A 24,254-nucleotide genomic window follows, 5' to 3' on the forward strand; every position below is an offset into this window, starting at 1 on the left:
AGCGAGGCAATTATCGGTCATCACACTACCTGCACCCTGGGGGTTGCGCATCCGCTAGCGCGCAGCAGCCACGAGCGGCACTTCCACCTCAAGCTGTGTATCGGTCCCGCATGCCAGGCCGGAGGGTTCTGCGCCTTCGTGGATGAGCTGGGCGGCCACCGCCGCGATCATCACGCCATTATCGGTGCACAGCTTGAAGCGCGGCACACGCAGCTCGATGTCCGCGGATTCGCAGCGCTTCGCCGCCAGTGCGCGCAGCCGCGAATTCGCCGCCACGCCACCGCCGAGCAGCAGTACCTTGGCGCCAGTGTCCTGGCAGGCGCGCACGGCCTTGGCGGTCAGCACATCTGCCACCGCCTCCTGGAAGGAGGCACACAGGTCCTCAACCTGGACCGTCGCGCCCTCGCGCTCGGCTTTTTCCACGTGGCGCGCTACTGCCGTTTTGAGGCCGGAAAAGGAGAAGTTGTGGCGGTTGGGCCCGCGCAGGTCCTCGGCCTTGGACAAACCACGCGGCAAATCGATGGTGGGCTCGCCTTGGGCGGCCAGCTTATCGATGACCGGCCCTCCCGGATACCCCAACCCCAACAGGCGGGAGACTTTGTCGTAGGCTTCGCCGGCGGCGTCGTCAAGCGTGGTGCCCAGTTCCTTCATGGGTTTGCCCACGGCTTCGACCTCGAGCAGCTGGGTGTGGCCGCCGGAGACGAGCAGCGCCACCGAGTGCGGAAGCTCATCGCCCTCCAGGTTGGCCACCGCGACGTGCCCGCCGAGGTGGTTGACGCCGTAGAAGGGCACGCCCCACGCGGAGGCGAAGGCCTTGGCTGCCGACGCCCCGACGAGGAGCGCGCCGGCCAGTCCCGGCCCCACGGTGGCGGCCACTGCATCTGGCTTCTCGACGCCCGCCTCCTCCAGCGCCGCCTTCATCACCTGCGGCATCGCTTCAAGGTGGGCGCGGGAGGCAATCTCCGGCACCACGCCGCCGAAGCGCGCGTGCTGCTCCATGGAGGAGGCGACGACGTCGGCGCGGATCTCCATGTGGCCGTTGTCAGACAGCTCGATGATTCCCACGCCGGTTTCGTCGCAGGAGGACTCGATGCCGAGGATTAACATCTCTCACTCTTTCGTGGTCGGTACATGGTGTGGGCGTCCGCGCCGGAGGGCTGGTAGTAGTTGCGGCGCAGGCCGTTGATGACAAAATCATAAGCCTCATAGAGGCGAATGGCCGGATCGTTGCCCACGCGAACCTCAAGGAAGATGGGTGCATCGTGGGAATCTGCAAGCTCGACGATGGCGTCCATCATCAGCCGCGCGATGCCCTGCCGTTGGGCCGCAGGGTCGACGCCGATGGTGCGGATTTCGTATTCCGGCCACGCCGCGGGCCCCATCCGCCCCACGCCGGCGTAGCCGAGAGCTTCGCCGCGGTTGACGTTATGGCCCACGCGGTTGACGTTATGGCCCACGCGGTTGTCGTTGTGGTCATCGCGGTTGACGCTTGCGTCAACCGCCCAGTAGGTTGTGTGCCCCGCCGCGATTTCCTGCTCGAAGGCACGCGCCGGCCAGGGAGTTTCACCGGGGAAGAGTACTTTTTCTAGTTCGGCGCAGCGGGGTGCGTCCTCAAGCACGAGCGGACGCAGCCTCATGATGCCGGTGTTTCCCCGATGCCGCCGACCAAAGCGGCCGAGCGCGGCTTCGCCTTCGGCTCCACGGCATCGGGACGCCGCAGGTACAGCGGGACGAGCGGCGCGGGCTCGGCAGAAAGATCAGCGCACGCAACCAGTCCCGCCGCGCGCGGGGTAGCCCACTCGCGGGGAAGGCCGGCGATACCTTCCGGAAGGCGCGGGGCAATAGACTCGGGGAAAACCAGGCGCGTGGTATCCGCGCCCGACACCCCAGCGGCGCCCAGTTCCAGGGCCTCCGGCTTCGACACGTTCGGGCCGCTGAGACGCTTACCGTCGGCGTAGGTGGCCCAGTAGACCTCTTTGCGGCGGGCGTCGATAGCCACCAGCCACTCCCCCGTGCGCCCGTGCGCAATGGCATCCAATGTGCACACGCCATGCACCGGCAGGTGAAGAGCCACCCCCAGAGCGGAAGCGGTAGCCATGCCCACGCGCAGGCCGGTAAACGGTCCGGGCCCCGTGCCGACGACGATGGCGGAGAAGTCGGAGTAGGTCAGGGAGGCGTCGGCAAGCAGCTCCTCGATAGCGGGGATGAGCTGCTCGTTGTGAGCGCGCGTGCCGCTAATGACGCAGTCGATGCTCTCCCCGGTGTCGGTATCAACGATGCCCGTCACCAGGTCCGTGGTGGCGGTATCGAGTGCAAGAACCTTCATTAGCCTGCGAGGTGCCAGTCGGTATCGACGTAGTCGGGATTGTTCTTACCCATCTGCTCCACGTAATCCTGGGTATCGCGAATAAACTGCAGCGGCTGGCCCTGCTGGAACGGCAGCAGCGGCGGGATGTCCTGCTTGGCTGCTTCCGGCGACTTCAGCTGCTGCAGCAGACCATCACACAGGTCCACCTGTGCGCGCGGGAGCTTCTCCGCCTTGAATTCACCGGTCTGCGAAGCCAGCAGGATGTAGTTCACGTCATCAGGCACGGCCCCGTCGGCGAAGTCAATGTTCAGGTTCTTCGTCTCCACGCCGCCCTTCTTGAGCTGGTCCTCGGTGGCACCCGGGCAGACGGCGGCGACCGCACCCCACTCCTGGCCGTACACATCCTGCGGAATGAACATGGCGAAGTCCAGGTTCTTCGGGTACGCGCTCAGGGACTGGGCAACGGTCGACGGCTCCTTCGTCTCCGCCTGCGCTGGCCGGACCATCGGCAGCACGATGAGCGCGGCAAGGAATACGGCGAAGCCGCCGATAACGACAGTGGTGATGAATTGACCAAGCTTGTTCATAAAGTTGTTTTAGCTCCTCACGCGGGGGTAGCGGGAATAAACAGTACGGGGATATCCTACGCGACAACCATCAAACAATAATCAAGGCCAAGACCTGGCACATGAGAATCTTTCCGATCATCGCCGTGGGGTACACGGTGGCATAGCCGCGCTCTGCCAGCTGAGTACCGGTTTGCGGGTTGAGGTAGGCCATGATCGCCGGGTTCGTGGTCATGCCGGCGGCGATGCCCACCGACTCATCAAACTTGAGGCGCAGCGCCAGCATGGACACCGCAACGATGCCGATGGCAGACACCAGCGTCAGCACAATGCCCACGCCCATGTACTTCAGGGAGGTCGGATCCGACAAGGCATCCCGGAATTGGCCGCCTGCCGACGTACCCACGCCCGCCAAGAACAAGGTCAAACCCAGCGTGGAAATCGTCTGCTTCGCGTGGAATGGAAGCTGCCAGTTAATTGGGCCCGAGCGGCCCAGCGCGCCCAAGATGAGGCCGACGACGATGGGGCCGCCACCAAAACCGAAGGACAACGTGGTGCCGCCCGGAAGCGGAATCGGGATAGCGCCGAAGAGCAGACCGATGAAGAGGCCTAGGGCAAAGGGCAACAAATCGACGTTGCCGAGTTTGGCTTCGGAGTCGCCGAGGAAACGGCGGACGTCGTCAAGCCTGCCCGGCGCGGTGATGACGCGCACGCGATCCGAGTAGTTCAGGACGGTCTCTTCGTTCGGCACGACGTCGGAGTCGCCGCGGCGCACGCGCGCGATGAGGAAGCCTTCCTTCACGGTGTCCAAATCCTTGAGCTGATAGCCCGCAACACGTGGGCTGGACACGGTCAGGCGCCGGTAGACCAGGCCATCCTCCTCGTGGAGGTTGATATGGATCTCCTCACCCAACTGGGAAATCGCGCTATCCAACGCGGGCGCGGTGCCGTTGAGTAGGAATTCCATGCCGGCGCGCAGCGGGAGCTCCGGGTAGGCCAGGTCGTGCTCGTGCGGGTTGTTGACATGGCGGGTGGCGATGACGCGCTCGCCGGTCACCTCTTGGAGGTCCCCCACCGTTGCGTCGAAGTCACGGTTCAGGCGCACTGCCCGCCACTCGAGCGGTTCTGCGATCATGCCCTCGGCGCGTGCGTCCTCAATGTGGTTCACGCGCAGCACCTTGGCGCCAATCGCGGCAACCAGAATGGTTCCGATGATGCAGCCCGGGTAGGCCAGGGAATAGCCCACCACCGGGGTGCTATCGCCACCCAAGGCTTCGACGACCGCGGCCATACCAGGCGTCGAGCTCACCGACCCCGCCAGCGTGCCCACGCTGATCGCCGGGTCGAGATCAAACATGCGCATCGCCAGGGTGGTCAGCCCCGCCAACACGAAGAAGAAGACGATGACCACCATGGACATCTTCCATCCACGCCGGCGGAAATCTTGGAAGAAGCTACGGCCGAAGTTCAGGCCGATGACATACACGAAGATGGCCAAACCAAATTGATACACGAACGCCGGGACCACGATGTCCGGGTTGGCCGCGGACAAGCCTAAGGCCACGAACATCGCAGCGGCGGCGCCGAGCGAGATGCCGAAGACATTGATCTTGCCGACGGCTAATCCCACCGCCATGATGAGAAAAAGCGTGAGCAGGGGCTGTTCAGCAAGGAAAGCCAGCACGTTAATTCACCCATTTCCATGTGAATACGCGGACGTCATCGTCCGAATCCCGGTTGATTGTAACGGCGAGGTACGAGTCAGATAGCCGCTCCATGAAGCCCCCGCCCCATTCGGCGACGACGACGGCGTCCTCTATTTCGGTGTCTAAGTCTAGACTGTCCAGCTCCCCCAACGGATCCTCTGAATGATCCAAGAGGCGGTAGGCATCCACGTGCACCAACGTCGGCCCGCCCACGCGCGAGGGGTGCTCGCGTGCAATGACGAAGGTCGGCGACGTCACCCGCCCCTTCACCTGCATTCCGCGGGCAATACCCTGCGTGAAGGTGGTTTTCCCGGCGCCCAGGGGACCATCAAGAATAACCAGGTCCCCGGCCTCTAAAGCCGCGCCCAGCTCCTCGCCGAAGGCCTGAGCATCCTCCGGCGTTTCGGCCTCGCGGCGTCCTTCGTGTGGAAAATCACTGCGCATCGCTAGCTCCTTCGCGGTATGTGCGCTGGGTGCGCCCGGTGGGGCGGCACAGTATTTCGTAGTTGATGGTCCCGGCTGCCTCGGCCAGTTCGGTAGCGCTCATGCCGCCACGGCCAAAGATAACGGCTGTCTCCCCGGCGCGCACACCGTGGGGATTGGCCCCAAGGTCGACGACAATTTGGTCCATACAGACCCTGCCCACCTGCGGGTAGAGCTCGCCGCCGATCCCTACCTGCAGCGCCCCTTGAAAGGCTCGCGGCAGGCCATCGGCATAGCCCACGCTGACGGTGGCGAGTTGACGGTCGCTATCTGCGGTCCAGGTCAGGCCGTAGCAGGTGGACTCCCCCGCCGAAATCGGCTTCACCGCGACGACGGACGCTTCCCACGTCATGGCGGGCTTCAGCTCATGGTCGCGCCCGGCCACCGGTTCGAGCCCATACAGGACCAGCCCGACGCGCACCTGCTCGAAGCGCGCCGAGGGGCGGGTCAAGGCCGCGGGCGAGTTGGCTAGGTGGTTCAGCGGGCACTCAAGCCCGACCTCACGGGCAAGCGCTAGGGCCTGGCGGAACTCCGATTCCTGATGATCATTGTGCGGGTGCTCCGGCTCGTCCGCACAAGCAAAGTGGGACATGAGGCCCAGGACGGTGATGTGGGGGGCGTCGGCAAGCAGGCGGAAGGTCTCCTCCCACGCGTGCTTGTCGACGCCCGAGCGGTGCATCCCCGTCTCCACCATCACGAAGACCTCGGTGGGCGCATCAGTGGCGGCGATGAGCGCCTGCGCGTGCGCCAAAGAAGGGATGCCGATCTGGATTCCGGCGGCTAGGGCCGGGGCGAGGTCCTCCGTCGGCTCCCACAGCCAGGCGGCAATGGGAAGGGTGTCAATGACCTTCCGCAGCGCCACGGCCTCGGCCAGCGTGGCCACCCCGAAGGCGTCCGCTCCCGCCTTCGCCATGACCGGGGCGCAACGCTCGATGCCGTGGCCATAGGCATCCGCCTTGACCACGCACATGAGGCGGGCCGGGGCCACCGCCTCCTTCACGCGAGCGACATTGTGGGCAATAGCGTTGAGGTCAACGGTGGTTTTCAACATGCCCACCATTGTGCCACTTAAGGGTGCGGCGCTATTCGACGGTCACCGACTTCGCCAGGTTGCGCGGCTGGTCCACGTCGTAGCCCTTGGCGGTGGCTACACCGCAGGCGAAAATCTGCAGCGGCACGGTGGCAAGCAGAGGCTGCATAAGCGTCGGCGCCTTCGGGATGCGGATGATGTGGTTGGCGTAGGCCTCGACGGCCTCGTCGCCCTCTTCCGCGATGACGATGGTGATGGCGCCGCGGGCGCGGATCTCCTGGATGTTGGAGACGACCTTGGAATGCAGGGAATCCCGGCCGCGCGGGGAAGGCACGATGACGAAGACCGGCTGGCCCTCTTCGATGAGCGCGATGGGGCCGTGCTTGAGCTCGCCGGCGGCGAAGCCCTCAGCGTGCAGGTAGGCGATCTCCTTGAGCTTGAGCGCGCCCTCCAGCGCGACGGGGAAGCCGACGTGACGGCCCAGGAAGAGCACCGACTTGGCGTTCTCCATGGCGTTGGACAGGTCGTAGACCTGCTGCTCGTTGTCGATGATTGCCTGAACCTTATCCGGCATATCACGCAGATCCTCGAGGACGGAGTTGACCTCATCGGAGAACATGTTGCCGCGCAGGCGAGCCAGGTAGAGGCCCAGCAGGTAGGTCGCGGTGATCTGCGCCAGGAAGGCCTTGGTGGAGGCCACAGCGATCTCCGGGCCGGCGTGGGTGTAGAGGGCAGCGTCGGACTCGCGCGGGATGGAGGAACCCTGGGTGTTGCAGATGGCGATTACCTTGGCACCCTGCTGGCGGGCGTGGCGCACGGCCATGAGGGTATCCATGGTCTCGCCCGACTGGGACAGGGCCACAACCAAGGTCTTTTCGTTGACGATCGGATCGCGGTAGCGGAACTCGTGTGCCAGCTCCACCTCGCACGGGATGCGGCACCAGTGCTCGATGGCGTAGCGCGCGACATGTCCTGCGTAGGCGGCGGTGCCGCAGGCGATGACGATGATCTTGTCGATGGACTTGAGCACCGACTCCTCGATGCGAATCTCATCGAGGATCAGGTTGCCGGTCTCATCGAGGCGGCCCAGCAGCGTATCGCGCACGGCTGCCGGCTGGTCGTGGATTTCCTTCTCCATGAAGGAGTTGAAGCCGCCCTTTTCGGCCGCGGCGGCATCCCACTTAATCTCGAAGGGCTTGCCCTGGGCGGGGTTGCCCTCATAGTCGGTGATCTCGACATCATCCGCGGTGATGGTGACGACCTGATCGTTGTCCATCTCGACGGCGGACTTGGTGTAGTCGATGAAGCCAGAGACATCCGAACCCAGGAAGTTCTCCCCGTCACCCAGGCCGATAACTAGCGGCGAATCGCGGCGCGCAGCCACGATGCGGTCTGCCTGCTCGGCGTGGATAGCCAAAAGGGTAAACGCGCCTTCCAGGCGCTTGCCGGTCAGCTGCATGGCCTTGGTGAGGTCACCGCCGGCCTCGTTGTGGAACACATCCGCCAGGAGGGTGGCGGCGACTTCGGTGTCGGTCTCGGACACGAAGTTGTGGCCCTTGGCCTCTAGCTCGGTCTTGAGCTCGGCGAAGTTCTCGATGATGCCGTTGTGAACGACGGCGAGCTTGCCGCCATCCACCACGTGCGGGTGGGCGTTTAGATCGGTCGGGCCACCGTGGGTAGCCCAGCGGGTGTGCCCGATGCCTAGGACGGAATCCTTCAGCGGACGCGCAGCGATTTCGGCTTCCAGCGCAGCGACCTTTCCGGCCTTCTTGCGCCAGCCGATCTTGCCATCGGCGTACATTGCGACGCCTGCTGAGTCATAGCCGCGATACTCCAGTCGACGCAGGCCCTCCAGCACAACGTCTAAGGCAAAGTACTCACGGCCATCGGTGTTATGGCCAATGTATCCAACGATTCCACACATAGGTCGAAATTTTACAGCATGATTTAACATGCCGAATCGCAAGGATCCTACTTAATCTCCCGCACTGTTCACCGCTTTGCTTATTCTTTCCTCTATTCTGTAAAGCGTGTCTGCGAATTTGAAGAAGCATCTCGGTACGTTGTCTAAACGCGGCCCGCACCGCGTCCTCGTCGGAGACCTGTCTTATGCAGGGCTTGAGGGCAAGGTGTACACCCCGGTTGAGGGCAAGGGCCTGCCCGCCGTGGCGTTTGCCCACGACTGGACGAAGAGCATCAAGGACTACCACGCCACCCTGCGCCACTTGGCCAGCTGGGGCATCGTGGTGGTTGCTCCGGATACGGAGACGGGCGTCTTTGCCAAGCACCGCGACTTGGCTGCCGACCTCGAATCGGCCCTGCAGATTGCCGCCGGCGTTAGGCTGGGCGCCGGCAAGATTTCGGTCTCCGCTTCCAAGCTGGGTGTCTTTGGCCACGGTATGGGCGGTGGCGTGGCCACCCTGGCTGCCGTGGATAACCCGAAGGTCCGCGCCGTCGCGGCCCTCTACCCTGCCGATACTTCCCCGTCCGCGGTTCAGGCCGCACACGCAGTGAAGGCACGCGGCCTCGTTATTGGCGCGGGCCAAGATGATATCTTCCGCGCGGGAAACCCCGCGAAGCTGGCCAACGCCTGGGGCGGTCCGGTGGCTTACCGCGAAATTGCTAAGGGCACGCAGTCCGGCTTCAGCGAGGACAAGCTCTTCAAGTTGGCGCTTGGCTCCGGCTTCTTCCAAGGTTCCGCAGTCGAAACTGCCCGCGGCCTTGTCACTGGCTTCTTCCTGTCCACCCTTGCTGGCGAATCCAAGTACGACGACTTTGCGGCTGCCGACGCCTCCGCCAAAGGCGTCGAGAGCTTCGTCGGCGAAGACCTCACCAAGCGCGCCGGTTTCTAGCACGACAGGAGAGGTTTCGACGAGCTAGCACCGCAAGGCGCACATGTGCTCCGACTAAAGCAGGACGATCGTTTATTCGTCCTGCTTTAGTCGTTTTAACCGAGGAACCTCAATGAAAAGCCAGGCGATAAGTGCAATGCCCGGCAGAAGCAACTGAGCGGCCGTCCACAGTTTTATGTGGGCCATTTCTCTGTCGTATTTAATCTCAATGCCAAGCACAACAAAAGCCACCAAGAGGTACAGCATGGGAAGAACGCCCCACAAGACGTCATAAAGCCAAGGAACTGTCATGCGGTCTTCCCCCAAACCCTGGTTGATACGTACAGCGACTACTCACGCCACGGTAGCACCTGGGGCTGCTGGCGCACAGAGGAGTTTCCCGGTTTCCGTGTCACCCGCGCCTGAGCACCGATTGCACTTGACCGCGCGGGCGGCCTCGCCCCTGCCCCTGGCTTTGGCTGTGCGCTACGCCCCTGGCGGCTGGGCTTCGCCTCTGTGGGTCCGGGTGCGTTTGGGTTTGGGCAGCACGCTGCGCAGATTTTTCCAGCTCATCCTGTGCCTTAGCCATGGCTTTCTCAAATTCCAGTAGCCGTGCGGCTGTGCGCTCGCGGAATCCGCGGGCGAACTCATCAAAATCATTGTGCGGCATTACCACTGCCCTGCCTTTCGTGCGTGTACAGACGATGTCTCGGAGCTTTCTTGCGGCGCTATGTCTGGTGCGGCCTCAGTTGCGGGAGCTGGCGCTGGCTCGGATGCGGGTGCTGGCGCAGGATCCGGTGCTGGCACCGGTGCTTCCGCTGCTTGCATGTGTGCAAGCTTCTCCGGCGGTGCTTCTGGCTCCGGGACATTGTTCAGCTCCGGCGGTGGCGGCGTAACACCATTGTCAGGAGCAGGTTCCGGCGCAGGCGGCGGACAGGGCTCTGGTTCTGGCTGGGGTTCGGGCTCTGGCTCAGGCACCGGCTCCGGTACAGGTTCTGGCTCCGGCAGGTTTTCGATGAAGTCCACAGCCGCCTCGGCCAAGAGGCCCAGCCCCAGGATGGCAACCCCTACGCCGAGGATTCCCAAGCTTCCGCAGCAGGATTCTTCAGGCTTGCACTCACCCGGCTCCGCAACTGGTGGCTGCTCTGGCGCCTCACAGTCTTCACCTTCTACCGGTTCCTCAGGGCACTCCTTCTCCTCAGCCACCGGCTCCACATCCTCCGGGCAGTCAATCACCTTCTGTTGCACGGGTTCGGTGGGACTCTCCACCCCTGCATCGGCTGGCTTCGTGGTTTCTATTTCACGTTGCTGCTCACTGCAACTGCAGGACTGCGCTTCTTTCTCCGCATGGCAGCCGCACGGTGTGTGCTGCGCTTCTGGCGCAGTGGATTCCGGCTTGGGCTGCGCTACGGGTTCAGTTGGTGTGCTTGGAGGCTGGCTCGGTTTCGCCGGCTGTGGCTTCTCTTCATCCGGTGGGCACTCTTTTTCCTGCGCCGCAGCGGGACGAGTCGGCGCCGGTTCCTCCGGTGGCGCTACCGGTTTTTCAACCCCCTGCTCAACCGGTTGCTGTGGCGGGGCAGGTGTGGAAGAAGCCGGTGCGGGAGAAGGCTGCGCTGGCGCAACAGGTTCAGTGGACTGGGCTGGCTTCGTCGGCGCACAAGGCTCAGGCGCAGGTTGCGCACACTGCTTCGGTTTGTCCTCGCAGCCACATTCGGGTTCCGGCGGGGTCTCCGGAAGCTCGCGCTCACACACCTCAGAACAACGCCTCTCAAACTCGCCATAGCAATTCTCGATGGCAGTATCGCGGTCCCGGCAGGTCTGCGTAATAGTGTCATTCGTCTGATCGATCAGGCCCCCACCAATGCGCGCTATCTCAGGGACGATGACCTTTCCCAGAGGATGCCGCTGCAATAGCATCGTCAGGATGTTGAGCAGTGGAATTACCGCGGAAATGAGCTCTGCCACCGCAGAATCGGAAACATCGACCACATCCTCGATGGCCTCGGAGCACTGCTGCGCGGATTCCACCAGGTCATCGGCTTCGTCTCTCTCCTTCTCAAAGTCATCCTGCACGCCGCGCAGGTGATCCATGAGCGCTCCCCCGGCCAGCGATAGGACCGTTCCTAAAAGGAAATCTCGCAAACCATTGCCGCCACGCCGCGGGCGCCGAGCGCCCATCGCCGATGCGGTACTGCTCACCAGGTCATCCGGTTTTATCCCATCGACCGAGCCCACCATGTCTCCCAACAAACCAATAGGTGTGCTGGGTCCGGAGTAGCCGCCTAAGCTAGCGGCCTGGAACTGGGACACCGCCTGTGAATAATCACCCAAAAGTGACTTGACCATCGTGGACATCAGTTCATCCCCACTTCCTGCTCACCAAGCTGGCTAGAAAGACCACGGTCGATCTCCCCGAAGGCACGCAGCTGTGCGCGTGCAGCATCCGCTGTGGCCGATATGTTGTCCAACCGCCACGCTCCGCGCTCATGCAGCTGGCTCAGCAACGCCTGAATCTGCGCCCCATGCCCGCCGAAGTCCCTGCCCGCGGATGACGCGGGAAAGTTCGGTCTGTCCCCACGATGCGCGTCACTTTGGGCGCGGGTTTGGTCCACGACGGCGTCGAGAAGCCGCGTGGCTTCGTCCTCATCAAAAAATACGTCGGGCATGAGCGCCCTCCTTCTCGTCCACAACAAACAGTGATTCCTGCCCTTATTGGACTGAGAAACCTCCCCTCCGGTTCCCCCATCACCCACAAAACACGAAACCCCAGGCCACATGGCCCGGGGTTTAGCGTGGGTGCGTAGAACTAGACTGCAGCAACAACCGCAGCGAGCTTGCCCGCCACCTTGCGCGCCTGCTCCTCTTCAGCAGCCTCCACCATGACGCGGAAGAGCTCCTCCGTGCCGGACGGGCGCAACAGAACGCGGCCTGTGTTTCCAAGCTCCGACTCGGCGGCAGCGATAGCTTCCTTGACCTCAGGAGCCTTAAGAATGACGGCTTTATCGGACACCGGAACGTTAATGAGCACCTGCGGCAATACCGTCATCACGGAGGCCAGCTCCTTGATGGACTTCCCGGACTTCGCCATGCGCGCCATGATGGACAGGCCAGTCAGAGTGCCATCACCAGTGGTGCAGTCATCCGGCAACACCACGTGGCCGGACTGCTCGCCGCCCAGGGAGTAATCGCCACGGTTGAGCTCCTCCAGCACGTAGCGGTCACCCACGGCGGTTTCCTTGACCTCGATGCCCTGCTCCTGCATGGCCAGCTTCAGGCCCAGGTTCGACATGACGGTAGCCACCAAGGTGTTGAAGCGGAGATCGTTGTCTTCCTTCATGCCCACGGCGAGGATCGCCATGATCTGGTCGCCGTCAACAACGTTGCCCTCGGCATCCACGGCCAAGCAACGGTCAGCGTCGCCGTCGTGAGCCAAGCCCAGATCGGCGCCGTGCTCGACGACGGCCTCCTGGGTCTTCTCGATGTGCGTCGAACCGCAGTCCTCGTTGATGTTGAAAGCATTGGGCTTGTTGTGAATGGCAATGACCTCAGCACCCGCAGCCTCGTAGGCCTGCGGTGCCACCTTGGAGGCAGCACCATTAGCGGTATCGACGACAACCTTGATGCCGCTCAGATCCGTGGTGACAACCTCGGCCAAGTGCTTGAGGTAGCGCTCGCGGCCATCGGGGGCCTCCGAAATGATGCGACCAATCTTGGTCGCAGTAGGTCCGTCTTCGGTGAGGCTTCCCATGGCAGCCTGGATGCGATCCTCCACCTCATCAGGCAGCTTCTTACCGCCCGCGGAGAAGAACTTGATGCCATTGTCCGGCATCGGGTTATGGGAGGCGGAGATCATCACGCCGAGATCTGCCCCAAAGTCATCGGTGAGGAACGCGATAGCCGGGGTAGGCAGCACGCCGACGCGTACGACGTCGACGCCACGCGATGCTAAGCCCGATGCGATCGCCGCATCCAGCATCTCACCCGACACGCGCGGATCGCGCCCGATAATCGCGAGCGGTCGACGCTCATAGGACTCGCGGTCCGAGGTCAATACCTCCGCCGCCGCCTGTCCCAAGCGCAAGGCCAGGATCGGAGTGAGCTTCTTGTTCGCTAAGCCGCGAACTCCATCGGTTCCAAAAAGTCGAGTCATAGTTGTTCATTATGCCTGCTACCCCATAGCTTCCGCAGATCGGGCCACCAACGATGTCTGTCTATGACTCGCGGCTTCACGTTGTGCAGGCCCTACGCATAGCGAAAGCCGCCGCCTCCATACAAGGGAAGCAGCGGCTTTCGAAAATGCAATGCGCGAAGATTAACGCTTGGAGTACTGCGGGGCACGACGTGCCTTGTGCAGACCAGCCTTCTTGCGCTCCACGGCACGAGCGTCACGGGTGAGCAGGCCGGCCTTCTTGAGGGCCGGGCGGTCAGCCGGGTTGTAGACGTTCAGTGCGCGGGCGATAGCCAGACGCAGAGCGCCGGCCTGGCCGGTCGGGCCACCACCGTTGACGGTGACCTTAATGTCGAACTGGCCATCGCGCTCAAGGATGGTCAGCGGCTGCAGGATGTCCTGCTGGTGCAGCTTGTTCGGGAAGTACTCGTCAAAGGCACGGCCGTTGACGGAGATGTTTCCGGAACCAGCAACGAGGCGAACACGAGCGATGGCGCGCTTACGGCGACCAACGGTCTGGATCGGGCCCTCGTGGATAGCCGGGGCAGCGGTCTCAACCTCAGCCTCGGTATCGGTTGCCAGGGAATCACCGATGGTGTTGGTGAACTCCTCGGTAGCGGCGGTTGCTGCAGCGATGTCGGCAGCGTCGGCTACATTGTTGTCGATGTTCTGCTCGGTCATTACTGTGCCACCTGCTTAAACTCAAAGGTTTCCGGCTTCTGGCCGGCGTACGGGTGCTCCTCGCCCACGAAAACGTGCAGCTTCTTGATGGAGGCGTTGGAAAGCTTGTTGTGCGGCATCATGCCCTTCACAGCTTCCTCGATAACGCGGACCGGGTTGGCGTCCAGGGACTGACCAAGGGTCATGGACTTCAGGCCGCCCGGGTAACCGGAGTGGCGGTAGCGCATCTCGCGCTCGCGCTTGTTGGAAGAAATGTGGATCTTGTCCGCATTCAGGATGATGATGTGGTCGCCGCAATCAACGTTCGGTGCGTACTGGGGCTTGTGCTTGCCGCGCAGCATGTCAGCCACGGTGGAAGCGAGCTTGCCCAGAACCACGTCGGTAGCGTCGATGACGTACCACTTGCGGGTGATGTCACCGCTCTTCGGGTGGAAAGTAGACAAAATGACTCCTTGAAAGTCTGTCTCGGAACTGCCGGCCATCGCTATGTAAGCCTTGACGCGGTACATACAGCGGCCGGTGGAGACCTGCAGCCCGCGCGCACCCACTAACGACGGGGTGCGGACACATAGGTGTTTCACTTTAGTACGCAGCAGTTTGAAAACCCAAAACGCCGATATCGCCCCTCACCAACGCCTCCACCTCAATTCATTCGGGGTGGGGGTAGAGACAGAAACGTTGATGAGAAGCGATACCGGCGCCTTCACTGGGCGGGCGGTGGAAGCTGAGTCAAGGCGGCGCGTCCAGCCCTTCCATTCCCTGCGCCTTCCTTTCCTAGCCTCCGCGCCTTCCTACCTACCGCTCATCACTCATGGTGGTGAATGGTGTTAAAGAAAAAGCTCACCCACCCAGTTCAAGACTCACAGCCGGGTCGGTTTATCCCCAGCTGGCGGCAGCGCGACGGTTGACGTCACTCATGTTGTCGTTGCCCTGGGAGACCGTGGTGGAGATGGTCGCCAGCACCGTGTTGAGCTCGGCGGCCGCCTTATCCCACTTAGCTTGCGCCGCGTTATATGCCGCAGCGGAATCTCCCTCCCAGGTCGATACCATCGGCTGCAGGGTGGCCTTCAGGTCACCGAGGAGTCCATTGATGCGACCGGAGGTGGAGTTGATGTCGGCTGCGGCGCCGGCGATGGCACCGAACTGATACTTGATTCCAGACATTGCGTGTTCCTTATCTTCTGTGTGCTCGTGTGTAATTCAACGTGTGCTGTAGTCAGTGAACGCAGCTAGCGCTACAAGGCCAGTCCCGCACCGCCGACGTTCTCGAAGGACTGGGCGTTATCCGCCTCAACCGTGTCGAAGTTGCGGGCATTATCCCTGATGTTTTCGCTGATGGCGGTCAGCGCTTCACGCAGCTGCTGCGCGGAGGAGTTGTAGCGCTGCATCAGGTTGTCAAAGGAAACCTGCGCGCGGCCTGCCCAGCTGCCGCGAACGGAATCCACAACACCCTGCAGACGGGTGAGCTCACCCTGTACCTCGTCATTGGTGGAGTCGACGCGGCCGGCGGTGGCCACCATTACGTCGGCTTCTGTGCGGAACGTTTGAGTCATGTTCTTCTCTTTCTGTCTTGTTCCCTACCTGGGGTATATCCCTTTTCCAAGGGCTTGGTGTGTGTTTCTTTCCCCCCCGAGAAGCACCCTGTGTCCTTCTCACCCTTATTGGACTGAGCTAGTGGCTCATCGGTTCCCGCCGCGTTCAAAAATCTTTTAGCTTCGAGGCGTGCTCCCTCCTACTCCTTTTTGACCAGAGATTCCGCAGCCATCCGGCAGGCGGCTTTCTGCACCACGTTGGGTTCAAACTTGGTGTGGCACCCCACGGACATCTGATGGCCCTTGTCTTCCCACATCATCCACGTCACCTGCGAACCGTCTCCAGGGTCCTCGGTATACGTCAGCCGCCCAGATTCCTCGACCGGATCACGGAGGGCGGGATCGGAGTCGATCTGTCCTTTAATCTCGGCGAAGAGGACGTCGACGGGGACATTGAAGAGCGGATCAGCTGCCAAAAGGATGCGCAAATTGGGGTCTTCGCCGGCCGCAGTGACAAGTCCATCCTCCACGCTGGTGCGGAATCCCTGCGGGAGTACCAGGGACATCCCTTCCACCTCGATGGCCTGCTGGCCAGGGCGCAGCTGCGTGCTACCGGCTCCCCCGGACTCCACCTCCGCTGCAGCACCCCCAGGGCGCTCATCCCCATCGGGTGCTGCGGCCGTACCCGGCGCGCCGGCAGCCACAGACGCGCTCTCATCCACCTGTTCGGAAGTCGACGCCGCCACGGCCGCATCCTTGCGCCCCACCGCCCACCAGGACACCCCGGCGACGACAACCACCATGACCGCTATCGCGATGTAGAAGGGATCGACGCCTCCCAAAAGCGCCGTCCAACGGGATTGCGCCGCGCGATGGGAGCGCAAACGGCGAGCTGCCCGAGGCCGCTCAGCAGTTATCTCCTTCGCACCGTCATAGTCGTACTGTTGCTCCCCCACCGCCGAGCGGGAAGCAGCCTGTGATGTGCCGGTTACAACCGGTGCCGGCGGCGGCGATGGTTCTGGCTCTAGGACCGTCGCACCGGCACCAGCGAGTTGCCGGCGCAGGATACTCACAGCTTCGACACTGACATCCGTTCCGGATGGATCCGCTACCACCTCAACGGTGACGTCCGGCCATTCCGCCCCACAGACTTTTTCTGCCTGGTCAAGGACGGCCTCCAGCGCCCACCCCTCGGCGATTCCCGTGCCGGGCAGGTCATAGCGATAGATCGTTTCCGGGCCTTCATAAATCGTGGCGGCATCGAGCACCGTGACGATCAGCGTGGTCTCTGGCGCGGTTGTCGGGGTTCGCAGTGCGTGCGTCGCGGTCATTGGTTGTCTCCTTTGTTGCCTGTGGTCTGTGGTGGGTTGTGTGAACTATCGGCGCTGGGCACGTACACCTGCGCCAAGCCCTGAGATATGCCGCGCAGGACCCATTGGCCGCGGCCTGGCGGCAGCGCTGTTGGCTTGATGCCGAAGATGGTGCCTTCGTCGCGGTCGGCGTCGAGAAGCAGCAGCGCCGGCTGCAGGTCCCGCACCACAGAGAGGAACTGCCCAAACATCGCGCGCCCGATGCCGCCGGCTTTGCGCGCGAGCACCAGGTGCAGCCCCACATCGCGGGCGTGCGGGAGGAGCTCGAGCAGGGGCGCCAGGGCAATGTCGCTGACCAGGTCGAGGTCGTCGATAACCAGGTAGATTTCCGGCCCCTCCCACCAGCTGCGCGCTGCGAGCTGGGCGGGGGTGACCTCGGGGCCGGGAAGGCGCTGTTCCAAGGTGCGCACGGTATCGAGGATGGCTTGGGTGGCCGCGCTTGCCGACGCCCCATACGCCGCCACCATCTCCTCATCCAACGTCCCCAAATGTGCACGGCGCTCATCGATGACCACCAAGCGGGCGGCTTCCCTGCCCAGGTGGCTAATTCCGGCCAGGATTACGCTGAGGAAGTTCGATTTGCCGGAGCCTTGGGAGCCAATGCACACCAGGTGCGGCTGTGTGACTGGATCCCAACTAAGGACTTCGAGGTCCGGCCCGCCGATTCCCCAGGCCACCCCGTCCGGTGGCGAGCCGTCTTCTGGCTCGGGCAACTCGGTGAGAAGGGCGGGCAGCATCTTCAGCGGTGGAACCGGCTCGGCACCAGCATGCACACCGCAGATGTGGGCGATGTCTTGCGGGGACGTTGCGGCAAAAAGCAGGTTTTCCCCTGCCAGTGTGATTCCCCGTCCGGGCGTTGCCGGGAGCTTCTGCTGCGCCTTGCGGTCGATGAGTGAGTCCATTGCTTCGCCCAGCCGCAGCTCGATACGGGCCGCGATGAGATCCCGAATAGACGGCCGCAGGCTCGTCCACCGCGCTGCAGCGATCACGACGTGGACGCGGGCGGAGGCGCCGTCGGCCACCAGCTGGGTGATCGGCTCAGCAAGGTCCTCAAAATCCGCGCCGGAGGTGCCGATGTGGTGCCAGCCGTCCACGATGAGGAAGGTGTGGCGGGGCTCCGGGCGGCGCACGAGACCGGCGACTTCATCAACGATGCGACGGATTTTCTCCGGCTCCTCACGGCCGGCCACCCCGGCCACGTGGGGCAGCCGGTCCAGCACCCGCAGCTGCCCGCCGCCCAGGTCAATGACATAGAAACGCACCTGGTCCGGCAAATGCCGCAGTGCCAGACCGGAGGCGATACTGCGCAGCGCCATCGACTTACCCGACTGCGGTCCACCGCACAGCGCCAAGTGCCCGCCTCCCGCTTTAAAATCCACGGTGAGCGGGTCTTGGCGCTGGTGGTAGGGGCGGTCAATAAGCCCCACCTCGGCGCGCAACTCTCCGCCCGCGCCGGGAGAATCTTCCCGCAAGGAGGCAACGCTGGACAGCTCCACCACGGGCGGCAGGGGAGGCAGCCAGATTCTTCGCGCCGACTGGCCACGCCGAGCAGCCTCATCCCGGGCGGCGGCCACCACGGTGTCCAGGAGCGTGCTCGAGGAATCTACGAGCTCTGCAAAGCCGAGCTCTTCTTCCACCGCGCGCTGCCCTGTGAAAAGCTCCACGCGCGCGGCGTGCCGCGCATTCATTTCAGAATCATCAGGCGCTACCCGGCGCGTGACCGGGCCAGACACATAGGAGGCGTGGAAACGAGTAGGGGCATCGGCATCCGTCTTGAGGTAGCCGGCTCCCGGCTGGGCGGGGAGGTGATAGGCATCGACCACGCCGAGAACTTGGCGGGACTCCCCCGCGGAGAAGGTCTTCAACCCGATGCGGTAGGACAGGTGCGAATCCAATCCCCGCAAGCGCCCTTCCTCCAAGCGCTGGGAGGCCAGCAGCAGGTGCACATGGAGCGAGCGGCCAAGCCTTCCCACCGCGACGAAGAGCTCGGCGAAGTCCGGGTGCTGGCCTAAAAGCTCCGAGAACTCATCCACCACGATGACCAACGCCGGCAGCGGTCCGTGCTGGGCCACCGCAGCAGCCGAGGCGTTGAATTCGCCCACGTTCGCAAAATTGCCCGCCTTACGCAGCAGCTCCTGGCGGCGGTTCATCTCGCCGGAGATGGCATCATACATGCGCTCCACCAGGGTCGATTCTTCCTCCAGGTTGGTAATCACGGCGGAGGTATGCGGCAGCTCCTCACACCCTAGGAAGGTTGCGCCACCCTTGAAATCAACGAGCACGAGGTTGAGCTCCTCCGGGCTATGGGTGGCGGCCAGCGCTACGACAAGCGTTCGAAGTAATTCCGACTTTCCGCTGCCAGTAGCACCAATGCACAAACCATGCGGCCCCATCCCGCCCTGCGCGGACTCCTTCACATCAAGCATCAGCGCGTGCCCGGACTCGTCCACGCCGATGGGCACGCGCAGCCGCTCAGCTGGGCTGCGCCCTGTCCACATGCCGGAGGCCTCGAGCGCATCCACGTCCCGGAAGCCCAACAAAGTCGGCAGGTCTGCATCGCGACCGTGCCGGGGCGCTGCCGCAGCATCACTGCCAAAGGGGCGGTGATAGGGCGCAAGCGTACGGGCGCGCAGGAGGGCCGTGGAATCGTCGACAAGCGCACAGCGTCCCAGCTCCTCCTCCCCCGCGGCAGTAACCACGGAGAGCGCGCCCTCCGCCCGCAGGTAGATGCCTTCTTCCTCAGCGCGGCGCCCGAGCGGCGAATGGGATGTAACGCCCACGGCGATGGTGGTTGTGGGGGTATCCTCCAGCTCGTCACCGCGCGGCATGGCAACGCCGCTTGCCTGGTCCTCCTCAACTACGCGGATGCGGAACTGGGCTTGGGCCGGATCCTTGACGTGTGGCAGCCACTTCAGCCACTCCCACTCCTCACCGTGGTACTCAATGCCCACGGTTTCCGGACCGTGCAGCACGGCCAGGTGTAGCAGCAGCGCGCGGGCAACCCCGGCCGCATCCTCGCCGGCCAGGCCAACGATGGGAAAGGCTTGCAACTGGATAACCACCGGCATGTCCGCCAGCGTTCCCACCGCGCGCACGGTCTGGCGCAAGCTCACCGCGCACACCGGATCGAGGTCCTCCGCCGCGCCCGAATCCGGCACGTTAATGGGCGTGCACAGGGCCATCGGCCCCGTCCCCACCCGCACCTCCAAGGCGTCCGGGGCATCCGCGTCCCGTTCCCACAGGCGCGTTGTCGGAATCAATGCGCCAAGCTGCTCAGGGTCAGGGTTGCGGTGTTCTTCATGCGCGCGTTGCGCCGCCCCGCGCTCCAGCGCTTCCTCCCGCAGCGCCTTGAGGTGGCGCAGGTAGGTCCGGCGGGTCTCATCCGGATCCTGCCCGCCTCCCTGCGGGTTAAACATCATTGCCATACTGGCCAGCATCATGAGCGGAAACATGAGGCTCATGGGGCTCATCCGGCGGGCGTCCCCCGCCCCGAGAACCATGAGCGCCACCATGCCCAGCATGGCCGCGATCATGACCAGCGGCATAAGTAGGCGAACCAGTGGCACGGGTTGAGCGCGAGCCGCCTCCGGCACGGCCTCGGCGTTAATGCTGCCCTGCGGCAACGGCGGTGCCGGCTCCCGATAGGCCGGCTGCCCAGTGTCCACGACGCGTGTGGGTACGCGCATGTCAAAGTCCTTCCCCCCGAAGTACTCCACCGCCTCCTGAAGCGGTGGACAGCGTGCCACCAGTAAGCCACAATGTGAGGCAATGGGCAAGGGGTTGCCCAGAAATTTTTCTCGGGGGAGGTACATTCCATGACTCGCGCACTCGCGCATTCTGTCCACGTCACCGTCCGTATCCACGCAGGTCATACCCGCAAAGAGGCGGACATATCCTTGCCGCTTTCTTCCAGCCTCGGGGAGGTGCTGGGGGAACTGCTCGTGCTTGTCGACGTCCCACCGGCCCCCATCCTGTGGCGCGCTACTACCGCGGCGGGCAAGACCATATCGATGACCACGCCGCTGGATCGCACCAGCGTGGAAGACGGTTCCGTCCTCGTGCTCAGCCCCGATGAGCCATCGCCGGCGCCGATTGTGCGCGATGCCGCGGAGGCGCTCGCTGCCGACGTCTCTGCAGCGCAGTTTTCCGGCCTGGCCGGGTTCTGGGGCGCAGCGGGGCTCATCGCCGTCGGCGCGTTGCTCGCCGCTGCGCTGTCTCCCGCGGTTGGCTGCACCGCCGCTGCGATAATCGGCCTCGTGCTCGCGGCGTGGACCCGGCGCGGCTCCCTGCTCGCGGCCTCCCACGTGGCTGCCGGGCTGGCGGGGGCGCTGGCCACTGGGGTGCCCTTCTTTGCTGGCCCATCCGGAACCGCGATTCCGGCCGCGCCACTCGTGGCTGCGGCGGCGGCCGTGGGTACCGTGGCGGTGCTCTCCTATCTGGTGCGCATCGGCGGAATACGTGCTCGGGCAAGTGCCGCGACGTGGTGCCTGCTCGTGCTCATCGGCCTGCTTGGCCCCGCCCCGCTGCTTGCCGCCACCGTGGCCCTACTCGCAGGCGCTCCCCTGTTCACCACGCGGCTCGCTGGCCTCCGGGTGCCACAACTTCCCACCGCCGGACAAGACCTGAGCATCTCCGATGAGGACCCTACGGATAACTCGCTCAAAGCCCGGCGCGCCGGGCAGGCCTACGAGGGAATCGCAGTGGGCTGCGCGCTGGCGGGCGTTCCTTCCCTTCTCCTCGTCGCGCTCAACGCTCACGAGGGCGCAACCGTCATTGTTTCCCAAGCCCTGTGCCTGAGTGTCGCGGGCGGTGTCATCGTGCATGCGGCACGCCACGCCCGGCCCGTCGCTGCGTGGGCGCTGGGAATCTATGGCCTTGCTGCTGCGTGTGCCGCGGTGGCCGTACCTCTACGCGAGTGGCAGCTGCTTTCCGCCCCAACGACGGGAACGTGGGTTCTTAGCATCGTTGCGGGTCTGGTCATCGCGGCCATGCTGTCCGTGCCGGTGTGGGCAGGCAAGCTACGGCAGATTGAGCCGACCACTATCGTGTGGTTCGAGCGCGCCGAGGCTCTCGCCCTGGCCGCGTGCCTGCCGCTGGCCGCGCACGTGGCGGGGCTCTTCGAGCTCATTCGGGGGTTGGGATCATGAATACGCTGACCCAAATAGGCGCTGTCGGCGCTGCGCTTGGTGTTTGCCTGGCTTGGGGTACCAGTGCTCTGTGTGCGCCCGTAGCCGTCGCCCGCGAACCGGATACCGCCTGCGCGAAGGCCACGCTCGCCACGGCAGGGCCACAGCCTTCCGCGCAGTACGCGGAGTACCGGGCACGGCTGCATTCTTTTGCCACGGGTGCTGGGGTGAAGGTCGCGGTCATCGATACCGGGGTGGCCGCCCACCCACAACTACGGGTGACGCCAGGAGCAGACTTCGTGACCCCGGAGGAGCCTGACCCGCTGCGGGACTGCGACCTGCACGGGACGGTGGTGGCTGGCGTCATCGCTGGCAAGGAACTTGGAGTGGCCCCGGATGCGGAAATCTACTCCATCCGGCAGACCAGCTCGCACTACCGGACCCCAACGCCGGACAACGGTGAGGCGGACCGCGCCGGGGCCGGCACGCTGGCCAGCCTGGCTGCCGCCATCGAAGACGCCGTCAGAGCGGGGGCTCAGGTCATCAATGTCTCCGTGGTGTCGTGCGTTCCACCGGAGGCCGCCACGCGGGTCGATCGATCCGCCTTGGACGCGGCACTGCAGCGCGCGGAGGAGGCCGGGGCGGTGGTTGTGGCGGCGTCGGGAAACGCGACGGCCGGCGGCTGTGAAAAGGATGACGTGGTCTTTCCCGCGGGAGCCGACACCGTCCTCGCGGTTGGCGCTCTGGCCACGCCGCACGACCTCGCAGAGTATTCCATCGCGGCACCGCTCAGCGCGGAAGGCAGCGTTCCCCTCGCGCTGGAGCCCGGCGGCGGATGGGCCACGGGAAAGGAGGACACCGTCTTTCAGGGAACGTCCTTTGCAGCTCCCCTGGTCAGTGGCACGATCGCATTGTTGGCGCAGCGCTACCCCGGGGACTCCCCAGCACAGCTGCGCCAGCGCATCATTGACTCAGCAGAGCCCGGGCATGGGGTGGTTGATCCTCTCACAGCAGTGACCTATCGGCCCGCGAGCGAATCCCGTGAGGAGCGTGCCGTCGCGGTGAGGCCGCAGGCGGCGCCACCAGCCAAGGGCTGGCCGATTGTTCGCCTTCTCCTCGGCGCCGTGGCCATCCTCGCCCTCGTAGCCACCCTCAGTGCTCAGACTCTAAGGCCTCCGCGCGGCTCAAAGCAGAGCCTTCCGGCAGCAGCCGCAGGATCTCCCACGGCACCCGCTCCGGTTCCCCCACACCCAGTGCTTTAAGCTCTGCCGCGCTAGCCAGCTCGTGGCGCCTGCCGGTGGCGGAAACCACGTGGTAGCCGTGCCCGCTGTCCACGCCCACGCCGGCCTGGAGGCCGGCGAAACGCTGCGCGGCCGAGTCCCCCGGCAAGTCCACCGTGGCCGCCACCGGCCGCATGGTTCCGGCGCCTTGTTCGTGAGTTGCGCACAACCAGCCTTGCTCAGGGGACAGGAAGTCCACACGGGTGGTGGGGAGGTTGAAGGACGGTGGGACGTCCCCCAGCGCGGCCACCTCCTGCGCCTGCGCAGGCAAACGCTGTGCGCCCAGGCCGACCAGCATTTCCGCCTGTGTGGGGGTGATGGAGAAAACACCCTGCTCCGTGCGCGCCCAGAGCTGCTCACCAGTATCCAGAATCTCCGGCGGGGCGGCCGGAAAGCTCAGCGGCTCCAGTTCGGCAAATGCGTTGAGCAGCTCCGCGGGCATGGCCCACACGGCGGTCTCCGCGGTCATCCCCAGCGCGCGCCGCAGAACCCGGCCTTGTGTGCTCGTAGCCTCGGGCAGCACGACGCGCCCCTGGCCGGTGAGCAGCCACTGCGTGCCCTCGGTTTCCACTACGGCGGCGTGCTCTTCATCGAATCCGGGAACAGCGCGGTGCGCCACCACGGTCACGGTGCCAACGCGGCTGCTGGATTGCCAGTTCGCGCCCTGTGTTGATTCTTCCAAGCAGGCCGACCAACCAGGTTCCTGCCCAGTTGCGCTTGCAAGAAGGTTGGGGGCGTCTGCAATCCCCAGCGGGGTGCCCAGGCTCATCTCTTCTAAGAAGCTGTCCCCTGCCACATGCGGTTCGACCGGCTCGTTGGCAATGAGTCTGGCCGAAGCCAAGTTAGCCACTGGATGATAAGTGCCGTTGACCAGCGCTAAGAGCTGCCCTTCGGAGGAACGCACGACGGGCGCATCGCCGGGTTGCGGGTCCGGCTGCATCCAGGCGATGAGCCCCGAGCCAAGACTCAAGAAGGCTACTGCGGCTGCCCCGCCCAGCAGGGCGCGTTGGCGCCTTTTCAATGGATCATGAATCATGCGGATATCCCCGAACACGAGTCCGTGCTCGAGGCGGCGCAATAGGAACTTGTGGCCCGACACCTGGGCCTTGGTAGTTGGCAACGCGCGTGCCATGAGAATCCTCCCCCGAATCGCAGCGCCACCCTCCCACGGCG

At 64.2% G+C, this 24,254-nt stretch carries 22 protein-coding genes; 3 read left to right on the top strand and 19 right to left on the bottom strand.

Features of this window, described 5'->3' with window-relative positions:
- Positions 1 to 54: 54 nt before the first annotated feature.
- The 8 genes from tsaD to glmS form a co-directional block, all read right to left on the bottom strand.
- The gene (tsaD, locus tag HMPREF2604_RS08910) at positions 55 to 1,107 is read right to left on the bottom strand and encodes a tRNA (adenosine(37)-N6)-threonylcarbamoyltransferase complex transferase subunit TsaD (RefSeq protein WP_070521556.1); all 1,053 of its coding nucleotides are present in this window, start codon (positions 1,105 to 1,107) and stop codon (positions 55 to 57) included.
- Complete coding sequence (locus tag HMPREF2604_RS08915) at positions 1,101 to 1,637, bottom strand: GNAT family N-acetyltransferase (RefSeq protein WP_070565011.1); 537 nt, start codon at positions 1,635 to 1,637, stop codon at positions 1,101 to 1,103. Before HMPREF2604_RS08915 ends, tsaD begins: the two co-directional genes overlap by 7 nt.
- Complete coding sequence (tsaB, locus tag HMPREF2604_RS08920) at positions 1,634 to 2,326, bottom strand: tRNA (adenosine(37)-N6)-threonylcarbamoyltransferase complex dimerization subunit type 1 TsaB (RefSeq protein ID WP_070565014.1); 693 nt, start codon at positions 2,324 to 2,326, stop codon at positions 1,634 to 1,636. The genes HMPREF2604_RS08915 and tsaB overlap by 4 nt, the downstream gene beginning before the upstream one ends.
- On the bottom strand, positions 2,326 to 2,895 hold the full coding sequence (locus HMPREF2604_RS08925) for a hypothetical protein (RefSeq protein WP_070521567.1): 570 nt from the start codon (positions 2,893 to 2,895) through the stop codon (positions 2,326 to 2,328). Before HMPREF2604_RS08925 ends, tsaB begins: the two co-directional genes overlap by 1 nt.
- A gap of 70 nt (positions 2,896 to 2,965) precedes the next feature.
- Positions 2,966 to 4,558 carry an aspartate:alanine exchanger family transporter gene (locus HMPREF2604_RS08930; protein WP_070563757.1) on the bottom strand — a complete coding sequence of 531 codons (1,593 nt, stop codon included), beginning with the start codon at positions 4,556 to 4,558 and terminating at the stop codon, positions 2,966 to 2,968.
- A gap of 1 nt (position 4,559) precedes the next feature.
- Complete coding sequence (gene tsaE / locus HMPREF2604_RS08935) at positions 4,560 to 5,024, bottom strand: tRNA (adenosine(37)-N6)-threonylcarbamoyltransferase complex ATPase subunit type 1 TsaE (protein WP_070563754.1); 465 nt, start codon at positions 5,022 to 5,024, stop codon at positions 4,560 to 4,562.
- Positions 5,014 to 6,120 carry an alanine racemase gene (gene alr, locus HMPREF2604_RS08940; RefSeq protein WP_070563967.1) on the bottom strand — a complete coding sequence of 369 codons (1,107 nt, stop codon included), beginning with the start codon at positions 6,118 to 6,120 and terminating at the stop codon, positions 5,014 to 5,016. Before alr ends, tsaE begins: the two co-directional genes overlap by 11 nt.
- Positions 6,121 to 6,145: 25 nt before the next feature.
- Positions 6,146 to 8,017, bottom strand: coding sequence for a glutamine--fructose-6-phosphate transaminase (isomerizing) (gene glmS / locus HMPREF2604_RS08945; protein WP_070563751.1), 1,872 nt, complete (start codon positions 8,015 to 8,017; stop codon positions 6,146 to 6,148).
- 106 nt (positions 8,018 to 8,123) lie between these two features.
- Between glmS and HMPREF2604_RS08950 the strand changes: the two genes are divergently transcribed.
- A complete protein-coding gene (locus HMPREF2604_RS08950) occupies positions 8,124 to 8,945 on the top strand; it encodes a dienelactone hydrolase family protein (RefSeq protein WP_070565018.1) in 822 nt (273 codons plus the stop codon).
- Between the two features lie 72 nt (positions 8,946 to 9,017).
- Here HMPREF2604_RS08950 and HMPREF2604_RS08955 read toward each other — a convergent pair whose 3' ends face one another.
- The 10 genes from HMPREF2604_RS08955 to eccCa form a co-directional block, all read right to left on the bottom strand.
- Positions 9,018 to 9,236: a hypothetical protein gene (locus tag HMPREF2604_RS08955; protein ID WP_070521584.1), complete on the bottom strand. Its 219-nt coding sequence runs from the start codon at positions 9,234 to 9,236 to the stop codon at positions 9,018 to 9,020.
- A gap of 357 nt (positions 9,237 to 9,593) precedes the next feature.
- On the bottom strand, positions 9,594 to 11,279 hold the full coding sequence (locus HMPREF2604_RS08965) for a zinc metalloprotease (protein ID WP_070565021.1): 1,686 nt from the start codon (positions 11,277 to 11,279) through the stop codon (positions 9,594 to 9,596).
- On the bottom strand, positions 11,279 to 11,590 hold the full coding sequence (locus tag HMPREF2604_RS08970; RefSeq protein WP_070521594.1) for a hypothetical protein: 312 nt from the start codon (positions 11,588 to 11,590) through the stop codon (positions 11,279 to 11,281). Before HMPREF2604_RS08970 ends, HMPREF2604_RS08965 begins: the two co-directional genes overlap by 1 nt.
- Before the next feature lie 140 nt (positions 11,591 to 11,730).
- Complete coding sequence (gene glmM / locus HMPREF2604_RS08975) at positions 11,731 to 13,074, bottom strand: phosphoglucosamine mutase (RefSeq protein ID WP_070530775.1); 1,344 nt, start codon at positions 13,072 to 13,074, stop codon at positions 11,731 to 11,733.
- 162 nt (positions 13,075 to 13,236) lie between these two features.
- Entirely contained in the window at positions 13,237 to 13,773 is a 537-nt protein-coding gene (gene rpsI, locus HMPREF2604_RS08980) for a 30S ribosomal protein S9 (RefSeq protein ID WP_070521636.1), read from the bottom strand.
- Complete coding sequence (rplM, locus tag HMPREF2604_RS08985) at positions 13,773 to 14,216, bottom strand: 50S ribosomal protein L13 (protein ID WP_010189505.1); 444 nt, start codon at positions 14,214 to 14,216, stop codon at positions 13,773 to 13,775. Before rplM ends, rpsI begins: the two co-directional genes overlap by 1 nt.
- Before the next feature lie 433 nt (positions 14,217 to 14,649).
- Positions 14,650 to 14,937, bottom strand: coding sequence for a WXG100 family type VII secretion target (locus tag HMPREF2604_RS08990; protein WP_070521638.1), 288 nt, complete (start codon positions 14,935 to 14,937; stop codon positions 14,650 to 14,652).
- Between the two features lie 71 nt (positions 14,938 to 15,008).
- On the bottom strand, positions 15,009 to 15,326 hold the full coding sequence (locus HMPREF2604_RS08995) for a WXG100 family type VII secretion target (RefSeq protein ID WP_070521640.1): 318 nt from the start codon (positions 15,324 to 15,326) through the stop codon (positions 15,009 to 15,011).
- A 179-nt stretch (positions 15,327 to 15,505) separates the two neighbouring features.
- Positions 15,506 to 16,636 carry a type VII secretion-associated protein gene (locus tag HMPREF2604_RS09000; protein ID WP_070565024.1) on the bottom strand — a complete coding sequence of 377 codons (1,131 nt, stop codon included), beginning with the start codon at positions 16,634 to 16,636 and terminating at the stop codon, positions 15,506 to 15,508.
- Positions 16,633 to 20,361 (bottom strand): type VII secretion protein EccCa, encoded by a 3,729-nt coding sequence (gene eccCa, locus HMPREF2604_RS09005; protein ID WP_246818404.1) that lies wholly within the window; start codon positions 20,359 to 20,361, stop codon positions 16,633 to 16,635. The genes HMPREF2604_RS09000 and eccCa overlap by 4 nt, the downstream gene beginning before the upstream one ends.
- A gap of 129 nt (positions 20,362 to 20,490) precedes the next feature.
- Here eccCa and eccD point away from each other — a divergent pair, with 129 nt between their 5' ends.
- Together eccD and HMPREF2604_RS09015 are read left to right on the top strand one after the other, a co-directional pair.
- Positions 20,491 to 21,822 carry a type VII secretion integral membrane protein EccD gene (gene eccD, locus HMPREF2604_RS09010; RefSeq protein WP_070565030.1) on the top strand — a complete coding sequence of 444 codons (1,332 nt, stop codon included), beginning with the start codon at positions 20,491 to 20,493 and terminating at the stop codon, positions 21,820 to 21,822.
- Complete coding sequence (locus HMPREF2604_RS09015; RefSeq protein WP_083299227.1) at positions 21,819 to 23,063, top strand: S8 family serine peptidase; 1,245 nt, start codon at positions 21,819 to 21,821, stop codon at positions 23,061 to 23,063. The genes eccD and HMPREF2604_RS09015 overlap by 4 nt, the downstream gene beginning before the upstream one ends.
- On the opposite strand, the gene eccB is transcribed toward HMPREF2604_RS09015, so the two are convergent.
- Entirely contained in the window at positions 22,954 to 24,213 is a 1,260-nt protein-coding gene (gene eccB / locus HMPREF2604_RS09020; protein WP_070565036.1) for a type VII secretion protein EccB, read from the bottom strand. The genes HMPREF2604_RS09015 and eccB overlap by 110 nt on opposite strands.
- Positions 24,214 to 24,254: the final 41 nt, after the last annotated feature.

The sequence above is a fragment of the Corynebacterium sp. HMSC055A01 genome (genome assembly GCF_001809405.1).
Classification (GTDB): Bacteria; Actinomycetota; Actinomycetes; order Mycobacteriales; family Mycobacteriaceae; genus Corynebacterium; species Corynebacterium hesseae.